The organism is Nocardia citri (assembly GCF_054065835.1).
In genome coordinates this window covers 279,998-299,885 of record NZ_JBSUQM010000006.1, presented here as the reverse complement: position 1 = coordinate 299,885, position 19,888 = coordinate 279,998, and the positions used below count along the sequence as shown (strand labels likewise).

14 protein-coding genes and 1 tRNA gene are annotated in these 19,888 nt (G+C 65.9%); 11 read left to right on the top strand and 4 right to left on the bottom strand.

Annotated features, from left to right (window positions below):
* Positions 1-123 precede the first annotated feature (123 nt).
* The 6 genes from ACW2Q0_RS12525 to ACW2Q0_RS12500 all read left to right on the top strand — a co-directional run bounded on the left by ACW2Q0_RS12525 (position 124) and on the right by ACW2Q0_RS12500 (position 4,963).
* Positions 124-1,311, top strand: a complete 1,188-nt coding sequence (locus tag ACW2Q0_RS12525; RefSeq protein WP_457189416.1) for a TadA family conjugal transfer-associated ATPase — start codon at positions 124-126, stop codon at positions 1,309-1,311.
* Positions 1,312-1,600: 289 nt separating this feature from the next.
* The gene (locus ACW2Q0_RS12520; RefSeq protein ID WP_457189414.1) at positions 1,601-2,392 is read left to right on the top strand and encodes a type II secretion system F family protein; all 792 of its coding nucleotides are present in this window, start codon (positions 1,601-1,603) and stop codon (positions 2,390-2,392) included.
* A 41-nt stretch (positions 2,393-2,433) separates the two neighbouring features.
* The gene (locus ACW2Q0_RS12515) at positions 2,434-3,051 is read left to right on the top strand and encodes a type II secretion system F family protein (RefSeq protein WP_457189412.1); all 618 of its coding nucleotides are present in this window, start codon (positions 2,434-2,436) and stop codon (positions 3,049-3,051) included.
* Between the two features lie 627 nt (positions 3,052-3,678).
* Complete coding sequence (locus ACW2Q0_RS12510; protein ID WP_457189528.1) at positions 3,679-3,912, top strand: DUF4244 domain-containing protein; 234 nt, start codon at positions 3,679-3,681, stop codon at positions 3,910-3,912.
* A gap of 62 nt (positions 3,913-3,974) precedes the next feature.
* On the top strand, positions 3,975-4,289 hold the full coding sequence (locus tag ACW2Q0_RS12505; protein ID WP_457189410.1) for a TadE family type IV pilus minor pilin: 315 nt from the start codon (positions 3,975-3,977) through the stop codon (positions 4,287-4,289).
* Positions 4,290-4,351: 62 nt separating this feature from the next.
* Positions 4,352-4,963 (top strand): Rv3654c family TadE-like protein, encoded by a 612-nt coding sequence (locus ACW2Q0_RS12500; RefSeq protein ID WP_457189526.1) that lies wholly within the window; start codon positions 4,352-4,354, stop codon positions 4,961-4,963.
* Positions 4,964-5,295: 332 nt separating this feature from the next.
* Here the strand turns inward: ACW2Q0_RS12500 and ACW2Q0_RS12495 are convergent, their stop codons facing one another.
* Positions 5,296-7,614, bottom strand: coding sequence for a DEAD/DEAH box helicase (locus ACW2Q0_RS12495; RefSeq protein WP_457189408.1), 2,319 nt, complete (start codon positions 7,612-7,614; stop codon positions 5,296-5,298).
* Between the two features lie 499 nt (positions 7,615-8,113).
* On the opposite strand from ACW2Q0_RS12495, the gene ACW2Q0_RS12490 reads away from it, so the two are divergent.
* The 4 genes from ACW2Q0_RS12490 to ACW2Q0_RS12475 all read left to right on the top strand — a co-directional run bounded on the left by ACW2Q0_RS12490 (position 8,114) and on the right by ACW2Q0_RS12475 (position 13,062).
* Positions 8,114-8,320, top strand: coding sequence for a cold-shock protein (locus tag ACW2Q0_RS12490; RefSeq protein ID WP_011206895.1), 207 nt, complete (start codon positions 8,114-8,116; stop codon positions 8,318-8,320).
* A gap of 356 nt (positions 8,321-8,676) precedes the next feature.
* Positions 8,677-11,475 carry a type I DNA topoisomerase gene (gene topA, locus ACW2Q0_RS12485; RefSeq protein ID WP_457189524.1) on the top strand — a complete coding sequence of 933 codons (2,799 nt, stop codon included), beginning with the start codon at positions 8,677-8,679 and terminating at the stop codon, positions 11,473-11,475.
* A gap of 113 nt (positions 11,476-11,588) precedes the next feature.
* A complete protein-coding gene (locus ACW2Q0_RS12480) occupies positions 11,589-12,794 on the top strand; it encodes a DNA polymerase III subunit delta' (RefSeq protein ID WP_457189406.1) in 1,206 nt (401 codons plus the stop codon).
* Between the two features lie 192 nt (positions 12,795-12,986).
* Positions 12,987-13,062, top strand: a tRNA-Thr gene (locus ACW2Q0_RS12475).
* A 293-nt stretch (positions 13,063-13,355) separates the two neighbouring features.
* On the opposite strand, the gene ACW2Q0_RS12470 is transcribed toward ACW2Q0_RS12475, so the two are convergent.
* A complete protein-coding gene (locus ACW2Q0_RS12470; protein WP_457189404.1) occupies positions 13,356-13,835 on the bottom strand; it encodes a YybH family protein in 480 nt (159 codons plus the stop codon).
* A gap of 10 nt (positions 13,836-13,845) precedes the next feature.
* Positions 13,846-14,433, bottom strand: a complete 588-nt coding sequence (locus ACW2Q0_RS12465) for an NADPH-dependent FMN reductase (RefSeq protein ID WP_457189402.1) — start codon at positions 14,431-14,433, stop codon at positions 13,846-13,848.
* Positions 14,434-14,568: 135 nt separating this feature from the next.
* Here ACW2Q0_RS12465 and sigJ point away from each other — a divergent pair, with 135 nt between their 5' ends.
* A complete protein-coding gene (sigJ, locus tag ACW2Q0_RS12460; protein WP_457189399.1) occupies positions 14,569-15,459 on the top strand; it encodes an RNA polymerase sigma factor SigJ in 891 nt (296 codons plus the stop codon).
* A gap of 173 nt (positions 15,460-15,632) precedes the next feature.
* On the opposite strand, the gene otsB is transcribed toward sigJ, so the two are convergent.
* On the bottom strand, positions 15,633-19,613 hold the full coding sequence (otsB, locus tag ACW2Q0_RS12455) for a trehalose-phosphatase (protein ID WP_457189397.1): 3,981 nt from the start codon (positions 19,611-19,613) through the stop codon (positions 15,633-15,635).
* Between the last annotated feature and the right edge of the window lie 275 nt (positions 19,614-19,888).

Genomic DNA, 19,888 nt, shown 5'->3' with positions numbered 1-19,888 from the left:
GAATGGGGTGCGCGGCGTCCATGGGAGGGGGCGGTCTGCGGCTCCGAGTGCGCGGGCGACTCACGCGATGCCGCGGCGGGGCCTTGCAGTGTGTACCGGCGCTTCGGTGGGGAGGGGTCCGCGGTGAGCGCGTTGGTTACGTCGGAGTTGTTGGATCGGGTACGGGAGCGGTTGTCCGGTGCGTCCGGGGACCCGGATCCGGCACATGTTGCGGCGGCCATTCGTGCAGAGGCCGGCGGCGTGCTCGGTGATACCGATCTGCTGCGGGCATTGCGGCTGCTGCAGACCGAGATGACCGGGGCCGGGCTTTTGGAGCCGCTGCTGCAGGATCCTCGGGTCGCCGATGTGCTCGTGACCGGGCCCGACGCGGTGTGGATCGACCGCGGTCGTGGGCTGGAGCGAACCCCTGTCATCTTCCCGGATGAGGCGGCGGTGCGCCGCTTGGCGCAGCGGTTGGCACTATCGGCAGGGCGACGACTCGACGATGCGCAGCCATGGGTCGACGGCAGGCTGTCCGGAACGGAAGCGGCACTGGGGGATTCGTTCGGAGTGCGGCTGCACGCGGTCTTGGCGCCGGTGGCACACGGCGGCACGTGCCTGTCGCTGCGGGTGCTGCGTCCGGCGACACAGGGACTGGATGCGCTCGCCGCGGCAGGCGCGGTACCCGCCGACGCGAAACTGATACTGGAGCGGATTATTCGGGCCAGACTCGCCTTCCTGGTGGTCGGCGGGACCGGCGCAGGCAAGACAACGTTGCTGTCCGGTCTACTGGCCAAGGTCGCCGCCGACGAACGCATCATCTGCGTCGAAGACGCCGCCGAACTGGCACCCCCACATCCCCACATCGTGCGCCTTGTCGCGCGCACCGCGAACGTCGAAGGCGTTGGCGCGGTGACCGTGCGCGACCTCGTCCGGCAAGCCCTGCGGATGCGCCCCGACCGAATCGTCGTCGGCGAAGTCCGCGGCGCCGAGGTCATCGACCTCCTGACCGCCCTGAACACCGGCCACGACGGCGGCGCGGGCACCGTTCACGCGAACTCCCCGCGTGAGGTCCCTGCCCGCCTGGAAGCCCTCGCCGCACTGGGCGGTATGGACCGGGCCGCCCTCCACAGTCAACTAGCCGCAGCCGTCCAGGTAGTGCTGCACGTTCACCGCCGAGCCGACGGCTCCCGCGTCCTACGCGAAATCGGCATCGTAGACCGTGACCCCCAAGGCCACGTCACCATATCCGCCGCTTGGCATGCAGACCGAGCCCCAACCCCGGCCGCTCCCACCCTCACCCGCCTGCTCGCGGAGCGGCTCGACCGATGATCGTGGCATTGGCGCGCTCGGCGCGCGCAGTTCGGATGGCTTCGGCGCGTAACGTGCTCGTGGCTCTGTCGCCGGGGGCGATGGATGGTGTGCTCGATGGCGACGACTCCGGCAGTGCCGCGATCCTTTCTGGTCGCGGCACCGAAGACTTCGGCGCTCTCAGCACCAGCGGCACTGTCGCTGTGTCTGTTTCGCGAATGGCTCGACCAGTGATTGCGGTAGCGGTGCGCTCAGGAACTGCGAGCCGGATGGCGCTGTCGCGGTTCCTGGCCGGCGAAGGGCCCCATCGATGATCGCGGCATTGGTATGCCTGGCGATCGGGGTTTTGCTGGCACCGTCGTCTAGTTCCCGGCGTCGGTTCGTCAGGCTGTTCACAGCATCGCGAGATGTTCGAAAGTTTCGGCGGAGCAGTTGGTTTCGGGTTCTATTCGGTGTCGCCGTCGTGGGGGCGTCGGCTGTTGGTGTCGGTCCGTTGATTGCGGTGGTATTGGTCGGGGGAACGGTCGGCATTCGGGTGCGGCGGGCGAGCTGGGATCGGCGGCGCAGTACGGAGTGCGCCTACCTATTGGACGCACTCGAGGCGGTAATCGGGGAGCTGCGGGTGGGTGCGCATCCGAGTGCAGCGGCGGAGATTGCCGCGCAGGAAGCGCGTGGGGCGGCCGCACGTGCCTTCGCGGTCAGTGCCGCACGCAGCAGACTCGGTGGGTCCGGTGCGGATGGGTTGCGCGATCCCGACTCCATCGTCGACACCGAACTCGCCAGGATCGCCGACGCTTGGCAGGTCGCCGAGCATCACGGACTCGCTCTCGCGGAACTACTCGCCGCCGCTCGAGCGGACTTACTGGGGCGCATCCGGTTTCGCACACGCACCACTGCCGCGCTGGCCGGTGCTCGCGCCACCGCGGCGGTCCTGGCAGGCCTGCCGCTCTTGGGTATCGGCCTCGGTCAACTGATGGGTGCCGCGCCACTGCACGTACTGCTGAGCCCCGGCGCCGGAACCGTACTGCTGCCGCTCGGCGCGGCCTTGGCGTGCCTCGGCTTGCTGTGGACCGACGCGATCACGCGAAAGGTCTTCGTATGAAACAAATGTGCCGGTTTCGTACACGTGCGAAGGGGTTTGCGATGACTGAAAATGTCGGTGTTCCAGTGCTTTTGATTGCGGTGTCATTGGTCGTGCTGCCCGCGCGAGTCGCGATGAATCGGCGATTGCGCTCGCTGCGAGAGCTGAGCCGGCCGCCGGCCGCTCCGACTCCTTCGCGCGGCACCAACAGCGATCCGCTGGCCGTAGCTTCGATATTCGACCTATTGGCCGCCTGCCTGCGAGCCGGGTTGCCGATGGCCTCCGCGGCTCGAGCGGTGGCATCCAGCGCGCCACCAGCCCTCGGGACGGCATTGCGCAAGGCAGCCGACCTCTTGGCACTGGGCGCGGACGCGGCAACCGCCTGGGACCAGGTGGCCCGCGACGGCGCAGGCCAACCTGGCGCCGCGGAGGTCGACTCACTGGCACGCATGGCCAGGCGCTCCGCTCGCTCCGGTGCCTCACTCGCCACTGCCGTCGGCGAACTGGCCGAACAGTGCCGCAGCGGAGTTGAAGACGCGGCCGCCGCCCGCGCCGAACGCGCCGGAGTCTTGATCGGCGGCCCTCTTGGCCTCTGCTTCCTCCCAGCCTTCGTGTGCCTCGGCATCGTCCCGGTAGTAATCGGCCTCGCCGGTCGCGTCCTCGGAGGTGGACTGCTGTGAGAACCGTGTGGCAGGGATTTACCGCATCACGAGCGCCGGGTTCGCGAACGACTGAGCGGGGCGCCGGGCCGGATACTGCAGCAGCTACGGACATAGGGCCGTGCGCTACCGATTTGAGCTTCGCCGAGCTGAGCACCGCTGTGCTACCTCGCGCCCGCCGTCCGCATCTTGGGACCTGGACTCCCGCAGGCACACCGCAGCCGAGCACTGCCGAGCCGGAAACCGCCGACCGGAACAACGCCGAATCAGGGCCGTCTCCGCAGGTAATGGGCGACTTGCGGACGCTTGCAAGAATCAGCCCGGAACTGCGGACGATCGCGCATAGTGCTGTCGATCGCTGTGTTGCTGAGCCGGCGAGCGCTGCGCTGGGGAACGTTGAGCCGGGTAGCGCGATGCCGAGGTGCACACGGCAGGGAAAGGCGTATCGGCGCGGTGTAGCCGCGCGGCACAAGGACGAGCCGGTTCGGGGCGCGCAAGGTGTTGTTGATCGCGGTGTCGCTGAGCTACTGCGTGCTGCGCTGGGGAGCGTCGGGGTGTGTGACGCGCTGGTGGGGCGCGCGCGGTGGGGAAGAGCGTGTCGGCGCGGAGTGGCCGCGCGGGCGGGAATGAGAGGGGAAAACAGTGCGAATGGGAACGGTGCGGGATCGGGCGGTGCGGCGCCTTGGGGCCATTGCCCTGGAGTTGCGAGCGCGGGTGCTGCGGGTACTGGTCGCGGACGACGGGATGAGTACGGCGGAGTATGCGATCGGCACTATCGCGGCCGCGGCGTTCGGGGCCGTGCTCTACGGGGTGGTCACCGGGGACAGCATTGTGAACGCGCTGACGAAGATCATCGACAAGGCATTGAACACCGCTGTGTAGCCGAGCGCAGCTGTCGATTAAACTATTGCGGTACAACGCATCTCGGTGACGACCGGGGTGCGGTGACGGTTGAGGCGGCGATCGCGCTCGCTGCCATCGTGGTTGCGGTGGTGCTGTGCGTAGGTGCCTTGCTCGCGGCGTCGACGCAGGTGCGCTGTGTCGACGCCGCTCGCGAAGCGGCCCGGCTGGCTGCCCGCGGTGATCAAGCGAATGCGGTGTCGGCGGCCCGGCGGGTAGCTCCGCCGACCGCCGACATTTCGCTGCGCAGTGAGGGCGATCGGGTGGTCGCGGCGGTCTCCGCCCGTGCACCCCTGCTGCCCTTACTGATCCTGCAAGCCGAGGCCGTCGCCGCCCGCGAGCCAGGAGCCGAGCCGTGACCCACGACGGCCGACCAACGGACCGCGACGTGCCACCGGGCACAGCACAGAAGGACAACGACATGCCGGGCCATCGGCACGGCGTCACGGTGAGATCGGTTCGGGTGGACGATCGAATCGGTCGTGGGTGCGGCGCGAGTACCTCGGGAGGCAGGTTGCGGCGTCGTGGTGGCGCATGGCGCCCCCAGGCGGACGACTCGAGCGCACAGCGAGTCCGGCCGCGCAACCGGGTTGGTTGCGGGGGCCGGGCAGTCGAGTCCGGTGGCGAGCACTGGCTCGACAGAGCAGGGCAGGCGCTCGAGGCGGACGCGGTCGGGGCGGGACGGCGAGACGAGGGCATTGCGACGGTGTTCGCCTGTCTGGCGCTGGCGGCGCTGATCGGCGCGACACTATTGATCGCTCAGGTCGGAGTGGTCGTTGTGGCGCGGCATCGAGCGCAGGCTGCGGCGGATTTGGCGGCATTGGCGGCGGCGGGAGAACTTACGCGCGGGGCCGATGTCGGATGTGCGCAAGCGGAAGAGATCGCGCGACGGATGGGACTGAGGATTCAGCGGTGTGAAGTCGTGCATTGGGATGCGACCGTCACTGTTGAAGGAAATGTACCAATGGGTCTGTTAGGAAAGCGGACTGTTCGCGCCGTTGCTCGTGCCGGACCCGTAGAAGTTGGAGAGTGACCGATACGTACATGCACTCGCCAGTGGTACTTAGCGGTGCCGGAATTCGGTAATTGCCATGGTCGGATGGTCGGAATAAATGCGCTGTTGCCTATATTTACTTGGTAACCGCAGAGTGCAATCGAATGGATCTGCACGTCGGGCGCTAATGGTCTTGGCAATAATTCAGTTAACATGAATCTAATCCTCTTTATTCGGTGGCCCGACAGGTCTGGCGCCGCCGAGGCGCGCCACGCTGACCTGCGCCCCACAAGCCCTGGTGACCACCTGACCCGATGGACCGGTGATCACACTCGGAGGTCGCCGGCGTCACGAATCGAATGCGGAGCCTTTCAGTTGTCCATATCGGTGGCCAATTCACCGAGAACCGCGGTCAGTAGGCGGGCCGCGCCCGCCTTGTCCAGCGGATGGTTGCCACTGCCGCACTTGGGTGACTGCACGCAGGACGGGCACCCGACCGCGCAGGTGCACGTCTCGATCACCGCGAGCGTCGCCGACAACCAGCGACGTAGCTGTGCGTATCCCCGTTCGGCGAAGCCGGCACCACCCGGCTGCCCGTCGTAGACGAATACTGTCGGCAGTCCGGTATCTGGATGCTCGGCGGTCGAAACGCCGCCGATATCCCACCGGTCACAGGTCGCGACCAGCGGTAATAGGCCGATCGCCGCATGTTCGGCGGCATGCAGCGCACCCGGTACCCGCGCCTTATCCAGGTCTGCCGCGGCCAGCAGTTCGGGCGTCACCGTGTAGAGCACCGCGCGCGTCCGCAGCGTCTGCTCCGGCATATCCAGCTCGACCAGGTCCAGCACCTCGCCCGTGCGCAACGTGCGCAGATAGCCGATCACCTGGCTGGTGACGCTGACCTGAGCCAATGCGGTTGTCACCCGGCCGTGGCGACGCTGTTCGGTGACCGCGTCGACGGCGATGGAGGTGACCTGTCTGGCGCTGGTGGTCCAGCCTGGATCGGTACCGCGCACGAAGGCGACACCGCCCTCGAGATCCAGCTCTTCGACCAGGTAGATATCGCCTTGATGCAGGTGAACAGCCCCTTCGTGCAGCGTCGCCCGCGCTCGCCCGGCATCGGCGGTCCCCAGCAATCTGCCGGTCTCGCCATCCACGATGGCAATGGGTTTACCGATGCCACCGCGCACATCGACCACATCGTGCGGCTGTGCCTCGGCCGTCGCGAACCAGCGCGCGCTGCCGTCCCGCACCGCGCCGTTCCGGCGTCGAATCAACCCCTGACCTGCAAGATCTGTCAGCACCTCACGTGCGCCGAGCGCATCGACCTCAGCATCGGTGAGCGGCAGTTCCAGCGCCGCGCACAACAATTGCGGGCCCAATACATAGGGGTTGTGCGGATCGGTGATAGTGGCTTCGATCGGCTTGTCCAGCAGCGCCTCCGGATGATGGACCAGGAAGGTATCCAGCGGATCGTCCCTGGCCACCAGAAGCACCAGCGATCCCTGCGTGCGCCGACCGGCGCGCCCGGCCTGCTGCCAGAACGAGGCGACTGTGCCCGGAAAACCTGAGATCACGACCGCGTCCAAACCCGCGATATCGACCCCGAGCTCCAGCGCATTCGTCGTGGCGGCCCCCAGTAGCGACCCATCCGAGAGCGCCGCCTCCAGATCGCGCCGATCTTCGGCGAGATAACCCGCCCGATAGGCGGCGACCCGTTCGCTGAGCGCCGGATCGACATCGGCGAGCAGCCTGCGTGTCTCGATCGCGGTCAGCTCAGCGGCCCGCCGTGACCTGACGAAGGCGAGCGTGCGCGCGCCCTCGACCACCAGATCGGCCATGATCCGGGCCGCCTCCGAGGTCGCGGAGCGCCGAATCGGCGCACCGTTTTCGCCGGTCAGAGTGGTCAACAGCGGCGGCTCCCATAGCGCGATAGTGCGCGCGCCCTGCGGCGATCCGTCTTCGGTGACCGCCACGCACGGTGCGCCGATCAGCCGGGACGCCGCGGCTGCCGGCTCGGCCGTGGTCGCCGAGCACAGTATGAATACGGGGTCCGCGCCGTAATGGGCCGCGATGCGTCGCAGCCTGCGCAGCACCAGCGCCACGTGCGAGCCGAATACACCCCGGTAGGCGTGGCATTCGTCGACTACCACATAGCGCAGCCTGCGCAGCACCCTGGCCCAGCGCTGATGCGAGCGCAGCATGCCGACGTGCAGCATGTCCGGATTGGTGAGGATCAAGCGGGCATTCGCGCGCACCCACTGCCTGACCTCGGCCGGGGTGTCGCCGTCATAAGTGGCCGGATGGACATCCCGCAATGGGCCCTCGTGCGTCAATTCCGCCATTGCCCGTAGTTGATCGGCACCCAATGCCTTGGTGGGTGCCAGATAAAGGGCGGTCGCGAGTGGATCTTCGCGCAATGCGGTGAGCACCGGCAGTTGATACCCGAGCGACTTACCGGATGCTGTGCCGGTGCTGACGACGACGTGTCGGCCGCTCGCGGCGAGGTCCGCGGTCCTGGTCTGATGCGTCCACGGTGCTTCGACTCCGGCGGACCGCAGCGCGGCGACGACATCGGGTGCAACCCAATCAGGCCAGGTAGTGGTGGTGGCGGGCCGTGCGGCGAGCTCGACGACATGGGTGAGGCGGTCATCGTCATCGGGGTCCCCATTCAGGACACGATTCAGCAACGATCGCCCGTAGCTTCGGCCGTTGCCGGCGCGTGGCCGAGTCGCCGGTTCGGTCGGATTCACGACTCGGGCTCCGCGACACGCGCAGAAAGTGTGAAACGTGTGCGCTTGGGAAGCCCTACCTGCCATTTCGATACCAAATAGCGACCTGGGTCACAGCTTGTTTGCCAGATGCTGGCGCGGTTATCACGAAGCAAACGAACCACAAGTCTGGATTCCGGCATTGTGTCCCTCACCTGCGCATTCGCAAGATCAACTTTTTTGCGAATTGTCGGTAACTCGACTGTTGAATTGCTCGAAGACATGGTTCACTAGTTCCTGGTCGCAAGCTTCTGTGTTCGAGGGACGGATCCAAAGTCCAAACCGTCAGCAGGATCGATGTTGCGAACGGTGTGCTTGGTGCTTTCCTGCAGGGGGAACCAACAGTACAGCGGTCGGAACGGACCCGGTGGGCGAACCTACTTGTCCGCCGTTCCGGTAAGAAAAGAGAAGGAACAGAATGGCACAGGGAACTGTGAAGTGGTTCAACGCGGAGAAGGGGTTCGGCTTCATCGCGCCCGAGGACGGCTCCGCTGACGTCTTCGTCCACTACTCCGAGATCCAAGGGTCGGGCTTCCGCACCCTCGAGGAGAACCAGAAGGTCGAGTTCGAGGTCGGCCAGGGCACCAAGGGCCCGCAGGCCACCGGAGTTCGTGCGCTCAGCTGAGCGACGAAACAATTCGCTCGTCCCTCACCGCCGGTAACGGAGGTGAGGGACGAGCTATATCTGGGGTAAGGCACAAAAACCGGCGCGTACCTGCGGTGCGGCTGGATCGCGACGGGCACTGCATACTGATCACCAGTGACGCAGGTACGCTCTGTGGTTCGAGTCGCAAGCGCTCGGCCACACGTCGCGTCAAGGTATAAACGTGTCTGGTGGCAACGTCCTCCTCGTCGCCGCCGCTTGCCCCAGCCGCGCACAGCGCGAAGAAGCGCCGCGCGGGTCGATAAGGAAAGGTGTATTCGCCGGTGGCAACACGAGACCGCGGTGCAGCCGACCAGGGCCGTCCCCTGCGTCGTCTCGTGATCGTCGAGTCCCCGACCAAGGCCCGCAAGATAGCGCCCTATCTGGGCCGCAATTACACGGTCGAGGCCTCGGTCGGTCATATTCGGGACCTGCCGCGCGGGGCGGCCGACGTGCCCGCCAAGTACAAAGGACAGTCCTGGGCGCGCCTCGGCGTCGACGTCGACAACGACTTCGAGCCCATCTATGTGGTGAGCCCGGATAAAAAGGCCAAGGTCTCCGAGCTCAAGAGCCTGCTGGCCGACGCCGACGAGCTCTACCTCGCCACCGACCCCGACCGCGAGGGTGAGGCCATCGCCTGGCACCTGCTGGAGACGTTGAAGCCCAAGGTGCCGGTGCGGCGAATGGTGTTCCACGAGATCACCGAGCCCGCCATTCTGGCCGCCGCGGCCGATACCCGCGATCTCGATAACGATCTGGTCGACGCGCAGGAAACCCGGCGCATCCTGGACCGGTTGTACGGCTACGAGGTCAGTCCGGTGCTGTGGAAGAAGGTCATGCCGCGGTTGTCGGCGGGCCGAGTCCAGTCGGTCGCGACCAGGGTGATCGTGCAGCGTGAGCGTGAGCGCATGGCTTTCCGCTCGGCGGAGTACTGGGATATCGCGGCGAAGCTGGATGCGGGCGGGGATAACGGCGACGCCACCAATCCGCGGACCTTCGGGGCACGACTGGTCACCGTCGATGGCACCAGGGTTGCCACCGGTCGGGACTTCGGACCGGACGGGCAGCTCAAGGGCAATGGCGTGGTCGTCCTCGACGAGCCCTATGCCCGCCGCCTCGCCGAGGCGCTCGAGGGCGCCGATCTGGTGGTTTCCTCCGCGGAGGCCAAGCCGTATACGCGCAAGCCGTACGCGCCGTTCATGACCTCGACGTTGCAGCAGGAGGCGGGCCGCAAATTGCGGTTCAATGCCGAGCGCACCATGCGGGTCGCGCAACGGTTGTACGAGAACGGCTACATCACCTATATGCGTACCGACTCGACCACGCTGTCGGAGTCGGCGATCGCCGCGGCCAGATCGCAGGCGACTCAGCTGTACGGCGCGGAGTATGTGCATCCGTCGCCGCGGCAGTACACCCGGAAGGTGAAGAATGCGCAGGAGGCGCATGAGGCGATCCGTCCGGCGGGCGATACCTTCGCGACCCCGGGCCAGTTGCACGCGCGGTTGGACAATGACGAGTTCCGGCTCTACGAGCTGATCTGGCAGCGCACAGTCGCCTCGCAGATGGCCGATGCCCGGGGCACCACGCTGACGCTGCGGATCACCGGTGTCGCGGGTACCGGCGAGGAATGCGTCTTCTCGGCTTCCGGTCGGACCATAACCTTCCCGGGCTTCCTCAAGGCCTATGTCGAGAGTGTGGATGAGGAGGCGGGTGGTCAGTCCGATGACGCCGAATCCCGGCTGCCCGCACTCGACGAGGGGGAGCGCGTCACCGCGGTGGAGCTGAATCCCGATGGGCACAGCACGAATCCGCCCGCGCGATACACCGAGGCCTCGCTGATCAAGACGCTGGAAGATCTGGGCATCGGTCGGCCTTCGACGTATTCGTCGATCATCAAGACGATTCTCGACCGCGGCTATGTGTACAAGCGCGGCAGTGCGCTCGTGCCGTCGTGGGTCGCCTTCGCGGTTGTCGGTTTGCTGGAGGCCTACTTCGGTCGGCTGGTCGACTTCGACTTCACCGCCGCGATGGAAGACGACCTCGATGCCATCGCCGGCGGGCGTGAGCAGCGCGGAAATTGGTTGTCCAGCTTCTATTTCGGTGGCGATCACGGTGTCGAGGGTTCGGTCGCGCGCTCCGGCGGTCTGAAGCGGATGGTCGGTGAGCGGCTCGATGATATCGATGCCCGCGAGGTCAATTCGATCAAGCTGTTCGTCGACGACGCGGGCCGCGACGTCGTGGTTCGGGTCGGCCGGTTCGGGCCGTATCTGGAGCGCATGGTCGCCAATCCCGATGACCCGGAAGGGAATTCGATCTCACAGCGGGCGAATCTGCCCGATGATCTGCCGCCGGACGAGCTGACCGCCGAGGTTGCCGAGAAGCTTTTCGCGACACCGCAGGAGGGGCGTGCGCTGGGTGTCGATCCGGCGACCGGACACGAAATCGTCGCCAAGGAAGGACGTTTCGGTCCGTATGTCACCGAAATCCTGCCCGAGCCCGCGGCCGAGGACGAGCCCGCGCCAGCGAAGAAGACCGCGAAAAAGGCCGCGGCGCCCAAGCCGCGGACCGGATCGCTGTTCAAAGGTATGGATCTGGCGACGATTACGCTCGACGATGCGCTGAAGTTGTTATCGCTGCCACGCGTTGTCGGTGCCGATCCGGCCTCCGGTGAGGAAATCACCGCGCAGAACGGGCGCTACGGCCCCTATCTGAAGAAGGGCACCGATTCTCGTTCGCTGCTCAACGAGGATCAGATCTTCACCGTGACGCTGGATGAGGCGCTCGAGATCTATGCCGAGCCCAAGCGGCGCGGACGGCAGGCCGCCAGTACCGCGGCGCTGCGTGAGCTCGGGAACGATTCGGCCACCGGTAAGCCAATGGTGATCAAGGACGGGCGTTTCGGTCCATATGTCACCGACGGCGAGACCAATGCCAGCCTGCGCAAGGGCGACGAGGTCGATTCGATCACCGATGAGCGGGCCTCAGAACTGCTCGCCGATCGGCGCGCACGTGGTCCGGTGAAGAAGGCCGCCAAGAAGACCGCGGCGAAGAAGACTCCGGCCAAGAAGACGACGGCCGCGAAGAAGACCGCGGCCAAGAAGACCACCGCCAAGAAGACGGCGACGAAGAAGTCCTGATATGCCGTCAGCCGCGCTCGACGGTGCCGTATCACCTACCAGCAGTCTGACCTGAATCAGACCAGCTGAAAGCCGGCCCAGGGCTGTCGGTGGGGGAGGCTAGGGTGTACGGCGTGGCGGGTGTCTTCGATCGGCTGGTTGGGCAGGATGCGGTCGAGTCCGAATTGCGGGCGGCGGCGGTCGCCGCGCGCGGGGGGACCGGCAATGCGGCGATGACGCATTCGTGGCTGTTCACCGGGCCGCCCGGATCGGGGAGATCCGTTGCGGCGCTGTGTTTTGCGGCTGCGCTGCAGTGCACGGACGAAGGGGCGCCCGGATGCGGTCGGTGCCACGCGTGCACTACCACGATGGCCGGAACGCACGGCGATGTGCGGCGAGTGATCCCGGAGGGGCTGAGCATCAGCACCAAGGAGATGCGCGAAATCGTGCAGATCGCCGCACGGCGGCCGAGCACCGGTCGATGGCAGGTGGTGCTGATCGAGGACGCCGATCGGCTGACCGAGGCGGCTGGCAATGTGCTGTTGAAGGTGGTTGAGGAGCCGCCGGATCGGACGGTATTCCTGCTGTGCGCGCCATCGGTTGATCCGGAAGACATCTCCGTGACGCTGCGGTCGCGCTGTCGGCATGTGCATCTGGTGACGCCGTCGGTGCCCGCCATCGCGCAGGTACTGCGGGAGCGCGACAAGCTCGACGAGAAGACCGCCGCCTGGGCGGCGTCGGTGAGCGGCGGTCATGTCGGGCGGGCGCGACGGTTGGCCACCGATGAGCAGGCACGTGCTCGTCGGCAGCGGGCGTTGGCGTTGGTGGGCGCGGTTTCGCGACCCGGTGCCGCCTATGCGGCCGCCGATGAATTGGTGAAATCGGCCGACGACGAGGCCAAGCAGATGAGTGCGGCCCGCGACGAACGTGAGCGCGAGGAATTGGCGACCGCACTCGGTGCCGGCGGCACCGGCAAAGGCGCTGCGGGTGCGACCCGAGGTTCGGCCGGTGTGCTCAAGGACCTGGAGCGCAGGCAGAAATCCCGCGCCACCCGCACCGGCCGCGACGCGCTCGACCGGGCACTCATCGATGTCGCGGGCGTCTACCGCGACGCGCTGGCCATCCGCTTCGGCGCTGCCCGCAACGGTTCCGGTGTCACCCTCACCCACCCCGATATGTCTGATCAGATCCACGACTTGGCCGACCGCGTCCGCCCCGAGGGGCTGCTCCGCTCCATCGAAGCCGTCCTCGCCTGCCGCGAGGCCCTCGACCTCAATGTCAAACCCCGCTTCGCCCTAGCCGCCATGGTCGCCACCCTCATCTCCGCCCAGTCCGCTTAGCCGATCGCACCCGGCGGACGACCCTTCACCTATAGAAAGATCGGGTTTCGATCCGCGCCGATGTTCGACCGGCGGATCATGCAGCGAACCTGGACCGGCCGGACACCGTCAGGTCTGCCTATCGCGCTGCGATGACCACCCGTTTTCGCGATATGACCACGGAGACGATAGACTCGCCAGGCCGAAAGGCACGCCGCCTTAGCTCAGTCGGTAGAGCGCTTCACTCGTAATGAAAAGGTCGGGGGTTCGATTCCCCCAGGCGGCTCCAGGTCAGAGGGTATGGGCGCCTGCCACCCTCGACGGATCGTCGCGCGGTGTCACTCGATACCTGAAGAATCCACCATCCCGATCATGCATCGTTTGCCTCTGAGGCGAGGTGACAACCTCACATTCGGAGAGGCTGTTTTGTCGCTGAGACGAATGCAGCTGCGACGCAAGGAAGTCATGACCACCGAACCCGTACCGGCCGAAGGGCCGACTCGATCCGAGCCTGAACGCGATCATGAGTGAGCCCTGCGCCACCGGCCGTGCCTGTGCGGCGTCCGGAACTTCGCCGAGCTGTCACGGTTCGAGGTCGACCACTCCTTTGCCGCTCGGGATGTCCAGCGGCACCGAGACCTGGTCGTGCGCGATCATCCAGGTGCCCTGGATCTTGCGGAGGCCGTAGGTAACTCTGACCCACATGCCGCTGACCTCGGTCCCGTCCCTCAGTGTGCCGCTGAGGCGTGCGAAGGCATGCCCGAATGCCACGTCCTCACCCACGGTGAGTGTCAGGTCGCGAACCTCATAGGTCACGGTCTCGAAGAAGGCGAACACGTTGACCCAGTTCTCGAGTTTCGCCGCAATCCCCACATGCTGGAGTGGGGGTTCGACATCGAAGGACACGACGTCGGTTGTGTAGAGCTGCTTCAGGGCCTCGAGATCCTTGGCTCGCAGTCCGTCGATTATCCTGTCGATTTGCTGGCGAATCTCGGTTTCATCTGCCTCGCGTTGCGGCTCGATACGGTCGGCGAGTGACTGAAAGTCGTTGGATGTGGTCATGTTCGGCTCCTCAGGAAGCGGTGAGTGTGGTCGCGGTGTCGGTCTGTCGGAGCGGCGCGAGTGCGGCGCTCCATGCGATGAGCTGATCCAGCAGCGTGCTCAGGGCTGTGACGTGCCGGTCGCCCGGTGTGAAGGTGGTGAAGCTCTTGAAATCGTGGTGCAGCGAGATCGTGACCTGGGGGCCGACACCAGCCATGTTGAGCGTGCCGCAGATCAGCCGCAGCTGGTCCACCGCATGGACGCCGCCGCCCGCGCCGTAGGAGACGAAGCCGACCGCCTTGCCGGTCCACTCCCGGAACAGGTGGTCGATGGCGTTCTTCAGCACACCGGGCAGGCCGTGGTTGTACTCGGGGGTCACCATGACGAACCCGTCGAATGGAGCGATCCGCTCGGCCCACGCGCGGGTGTGTTCATGGACCGATGGGCCGAACATGGGCGCCACCGGCTCGTCCAGATGCGGTAGCGGATGGTCGCGTAGGTCGATCAGTTCGAACTCGGCGTCGTCGCGACGTGATGCCAGGTCCAGAACCCACTGCGCGACCTGCGGACCGTTGCGGTTGGGCCGGGTACTGCCGAGGATGATGCCGATCTTGATCATTTCTGGAGCTCCTGCTCTGTTGAAGGTGTCTCGACCTACCGACGACGCAGTCGGCCGGAATGTCAGGCCTCACAATTCGAGTCGCTGTTTCGTCGGGTTCGGTGAGGGATATATCGATCGAAGGAGCCGAACACCATGACCGATCCGCAACTGTGCTCGGTGATCAGTGAACGCCGGCAGCTGCTCAATCTCGCCTATCGGCTGCTCGGCTCGCTCGCCGAAGCCGAGGATGTGGTGCAGGAGACCTATGTGCGCTGGTACGCGCTATCCGAGCAGCAGCGCGAGGATGTGGCGGTGCCCGGCGCGTGGTTGACGACGGTCGCCGGCCGCATCTGTCTCGATCTGCTGGGCTCGGCGCGCGCGAGGCGGGAACGTTATGTGGGCGAATGGATTCCGGAGCCGATTCCCGGCTATTCGGAATGGTTCGGCGGTCCCGCGCCTGCCGATCCGGCCGACCGGGTCACCCTCGACGAGTCGATCAGTATGGCCTTCCTCGTCGTGCTCGATTCCATGACACCGGCCGAGCGGGTGGCGTTCGTCTTGCACGATGTCTTCCGCTACTCCTTCGCCGAGGTCGCCGACGTTGTCGGGCGCACACCCGCGGCCTGCCGCCAGCTCGCCTCATCTGCCCGCCGCCGCATCCACGCATCGCCGGGCCCGTCGAGCGCCGAGCGCTCCGAGGTAATCAGGGACTTCAAACGGGCTTGGGAGACAAGCGATATCGAGGCCCTGATCGGTTTGCTCGATCCCACCGCGACCGCGACCGCAGACAGCGGCGGCCTGGCTCCGGCCTTCCGAGACCCGATCACCGGCGGCGAACACATCGCCCGTGCGTGGATCGAGATCGCGGCCCGCGGCCCCAAGGTGACGCTGCTCGAGCGCATAGTGAACGGCCAACCCGGCCTGGTGGCGCGGCTCGGCGACACCATCGTGTCGGTCTACGCCTTCGATATCGCCGAGGGCCGGATCACTCGCATCTGGGCGATCCGGAATCCGGAGAAACTGCGCCCCTGGACAACCGACTGAACTGCGATTGCCGGAACGCCGTCCGCCGGTCGGCGTGACTACGGCTTCGATCAATGCAAGCGCCGTAGGGTTTCGATTGCCCGGTCCCTTTCGCCATTCGTCATCGGCGGCAGAGTTCCCTGATTTGCGGCCACATCATGATCATGTGGCACATCCTGCTGATGGCGGCAGGACTATTGGCCGTCGCTGTTGTAGATGCGAGGCGTGCCGACCGATTTCCGCTCCACCCGAAAGGTCCAACCGGGTGCGAGCTGCTCGACATGGCCTCGGCATTCGATTTCGATCGGCGGTAGGCCGCCCGGCTCCGATCGGACTTCCACGCCGTCGCCGCTGATCCGAATGGTCAGCCGGTGACCGCGGTAGCTGATCGGGAACTCCAGCGAACCCAGGGAGTCCGGCCAGTGCGGCGCGAATATCAAACGCCCGTTACGGGTCTCCAGCCCAGTCAGACAGCGCTGCACCAGATCGATGCTGCCCGCCATCGCACCCAGATGGATACCTTCCGCGGCCGTTCCGCCCTGGATGTCCCCGATATCGGATGCCAGGACACTGTCGAAGAACTCCATGGCGCGGTCACGGTTGGCACGGGCCAGCACCCAGCTGTGTACGACGCTGCTCAAGGTCGACCCGTGTGAGGTGCGGGCAAGGTAATAGTCGATGGTGCGCGGGATCATCTCACCGGGCAGGTCGTATCCCAGTCGTTTCAGCAGCTCCCGGAGTTCGTCCGAGGACAGCAGATAGAACAGCATCAGCACATCGGCCTGCTTCGCCGCCTGGTACCGGTTGATGTCGTCGCCTTCGGCGTCGAGGATCCGGTCCAGCCGCTGGATGTCACCGTAGCGCTCCCGGTAGCGCTCCCAATCCAGTTCGGCCAGTTGGCCGTAACCTTCGAATTGGCTGATGACGCCGTCGTGGAACGGCACATACATGCGGCGGCTGACCTCCGCCCAGTGCGCCGGCTCCGATGGTGCGACGCCGAGGGTCTCCATCAGTTCGGCGCGATCGCGCGGTGTGAGCAGCTCCAGCGCGTCGAGCGCCCGCAAAATCACCCAGACCGCCATGACATTGGTGTAGGCATTGTCATCGATGCCATCGTGCGGAGTTGCCGGATAGCCGGAATGGAATTCGTCCGGGCCGATCACGCCACGAATCCGGTAGCGGTCGCGGTTGGCGTCGTAGGTGGCTGTGCTCGCCCAGAACCGGGCGATCTCTACCAGCATTTCGGTGCCGTATTCGGTGAGGAATTCGCGGTCGCCGGTCGCCTGATAGTAGTGCCAGACGTTGTACGCGATCGCGATGCCGATGTGCCTGGCCCGATTACTGGGATCGGGGTTCCAACGTCCGGACCGGGGGTTGAGATGCATCTGCTGGCTTTCCTCGCGGCCGTCGCTGCCGGACTGCCATGGGAACATCGCACCTGCACACCCGTTTTCACTTGCGGCGCGGCGTGCTTCCGCCAAACGCCGGTAGCGGTACCGCAACAGCGATCGAGTCAGGGCAGGAAAGCGCAGATTCAACACCGGGAATACGAACAGCTCATCCCAGAACACATGTCCTCGATACGCCTCGCCATGCAGGCCCCGCGCCGGGACACCCACGTCGAGGTCAGCCGTGTTGGGTGAGAGCGTCTGCAGCAGATGCAGCACGTGCAGACGCAGTATGCGCACCGCATTCTCACGGCCTTCGAGATCGATACGCAACCTGTCCCACAGGTGTTCCCACGCCGCTGTGTGCCCGTCCAGCAGATCCGCGAACCCGGGCTGGCAGCTCAGCCAGCGTACGACCTCCTCCTCCGGAATGGAGGTCGCGTGGTCGCGGCCGGTGTAGACGGTGACGACCTTCTCCAGGGTCACCGCCGACCCGGCGGTCATCGGAACGTCGATGTCGTGCCCGATCATGCCGTCCTGGTCGACGAGTTGTCCTGTGCCGGTTGTCGTTTCCCCGTCCTGGAGAATTCTGCTGCGGGCCGCCATCGCCACCGGAATCCGGGATCGGCTGGTCTGTACGGCCAGCAGCACCGAATCCGTGGACAGTTTCGCAGCCCGCACCGGAGTGAGGTGGTCACCGGACAGAGCCCGGTAGCGTTCCACCAGCGAGTTCCGTACATCGCCGTCGAGCGCCGAGCGGATCAGCAGATGTCCCGACCAGTTTTCGGCGACGATCGTCGTCTCCAGGGCGCATACGTGCGGCCGGTGCATGGCGGCGAATCGCCGCTGGGTGACCTGCGTGATCCGGTCTGCGGTGTCGCGGAATCGGAACCGGCGGGTGAGCACCGCTCGGCGCAGATCGAGTTCCTGCCGGTAGGCCAGCAATTCTGCGGTGTCGACGTCGAACCATTCGCCGTCCTCGATCCGGAACGACACCGGCAGCCAGTTCGGCAAGTTCACCAGGCTCTCGTTGTCCACCGTGCGCCCCGAGAGCTTGTCGCTGCGACGGTCGTAGATTCCGGCGACGTAGGTGCCGGGATAGTGGTACTCGGCGGCCCGCGATTCGGGTGCGGCACCGCGAGTGGCGAAGTAGCCGTTGCCCACCGTGCACAGTGCTTCGCGCAGTTTCTCGGTGTGCGGGTCGTACCCGTCGAAGACCAGTGTCCAGGCATCGGCCGCCGCCGAATCGGATTCGCGGCTCAGAGTCCCCGCCATCCGGTCGAGAAGGTCGCGGACGCGACCGGGACTGTCTACCGCGAATCGCGCCGCGGTGCACCGGTCCCCGTTTTCGGTGTGACGCACCACGATTCCGACGCCGTGCGGTGCGACGGCATCGAAGGCATCCTCGTCGGTGAGATCGTCGCCGAGGTAAATCGGCAGTTTCGGGCCCGCTAGATGGTCCAGGATCCAGTCCAGGGCTCGGCCTTTGTCCCAGTCCACATCCGGGCGTAATTCGGTGACCTTACGACCGTTCGTCACTCGCAGCCCGCCCTGCTGCGCGACCGCGTGCACCGCACTGATCGCCCGGGCGACGACGTCGGGCGTGGCGTTGCGATAGTGCATCGCGACGGCGAATCGCTTGTGTTCCACCCGAACGCCGGGAATACCGCCGACCCGGCGGCCGAGTTCTTCGGCCGCGGCGGCGATCGCCTCTTCGGCGGCCGGTGCCGCATCGTGTACGTGATAGCTGCCGTCGGGAGCGACCAGTTCGAAGCCGTGGCTTCCCGCATACCAGATTCCGGACAGCCCCACCCGCTTTTGCAGATCGGTCAGATCGCGGCCGCTGATGATAGCGACCGGGCATACTCTTGCGAGTTCGGTGATCGCCGCGGCGGCTCCGCCGACCATCGCGGCGGTATCGGGGTCCGGGACGATCTCCGCGAGCGTACCGTCGAAATCCATCAGTACGGTCACGTTCTCGGTGTCGAGCAGAACAGAGATCCGAGGCCAGGACTCCAGCGCACCCGGTACCTCCGACATGTGCCGGAATCCGGCACGTACGCGGACCTCCGCCAGATCGGTAACCACCATATCGGCGCCATGGGAACGCAACTGGTCGGCGCGCCCGGTCCGGTCGATGCCGATCACCGAGGCGAATCCGCCCCGCCGACCGGCGGTGACTCCCGCTTCGGCGTCCTCGATGACGACGGTCCGGCTCGGATCCGCACCCAGCCGACGCGCGGCCTCGATCAGCATCGCCGGGTCGGGTTTTCCGGCCAGCCGCAGATCCTCTGCGACGGTCCCGTCGACGCGCACCGCGAACAGGTCGCCGATACCGGCCGCCTCCAGTACTTGGGCACAATGACAGCTGGCCGAGAAGATCGCCGTACCGAACCCCGCGTCACGCAGCTCGTGCACCAGTGCGACCGTCGACTCGAAAACCGGGATTCCATTGCGGGCCAGTCGATCCTGGAACAGATGATCCTTACTATTGCCGAGACCGCAGATGGTGGCCGCATTCTCCGGGTCGGACGGATCGCCCCAGGGCAGCGAAATTCCGCGCGACGCAAGAAAATCGGCCACACCGCTGTTACGGGGTTTACCATCCACGAAACGCTGGTAATCCGCCGCGGTGAACGGTGAGCGGTCCTGGCCCGGCCCGGCGGCATGTTCGGCGAGAAACGCGTCGAATAGTTCGGTCCATGCAGCGGCATGTATCGTCGCGGTGTCGGTGACCACCCCGTCCATATCGAAGATCACCGCGTCGTGCTGACGTACATCGATCATCGGCGCAGGCTGTCGGCTTGCTCTCACCTCTCCAGACTGGGTCGATCCATCCGCCTGATCAAGGGCCGGAAGTCCCGGCGAGTGACCGTCTGTCATCGCGGCGGGCCGGTACCGTCATCGTCCGGATCCCCGGACCAAACCGCCGCATCAAGCTGGTTTCCGGCGTACGCATCCACCGCGACCGTGGAGACCACTCAGCGAGCTGTCGCGCTCGACTGCGGAGCTGGCGGAGATGTCTCGTAGCTCTGCGGCTAAAGGGCGTGTGGCCGAAGGTT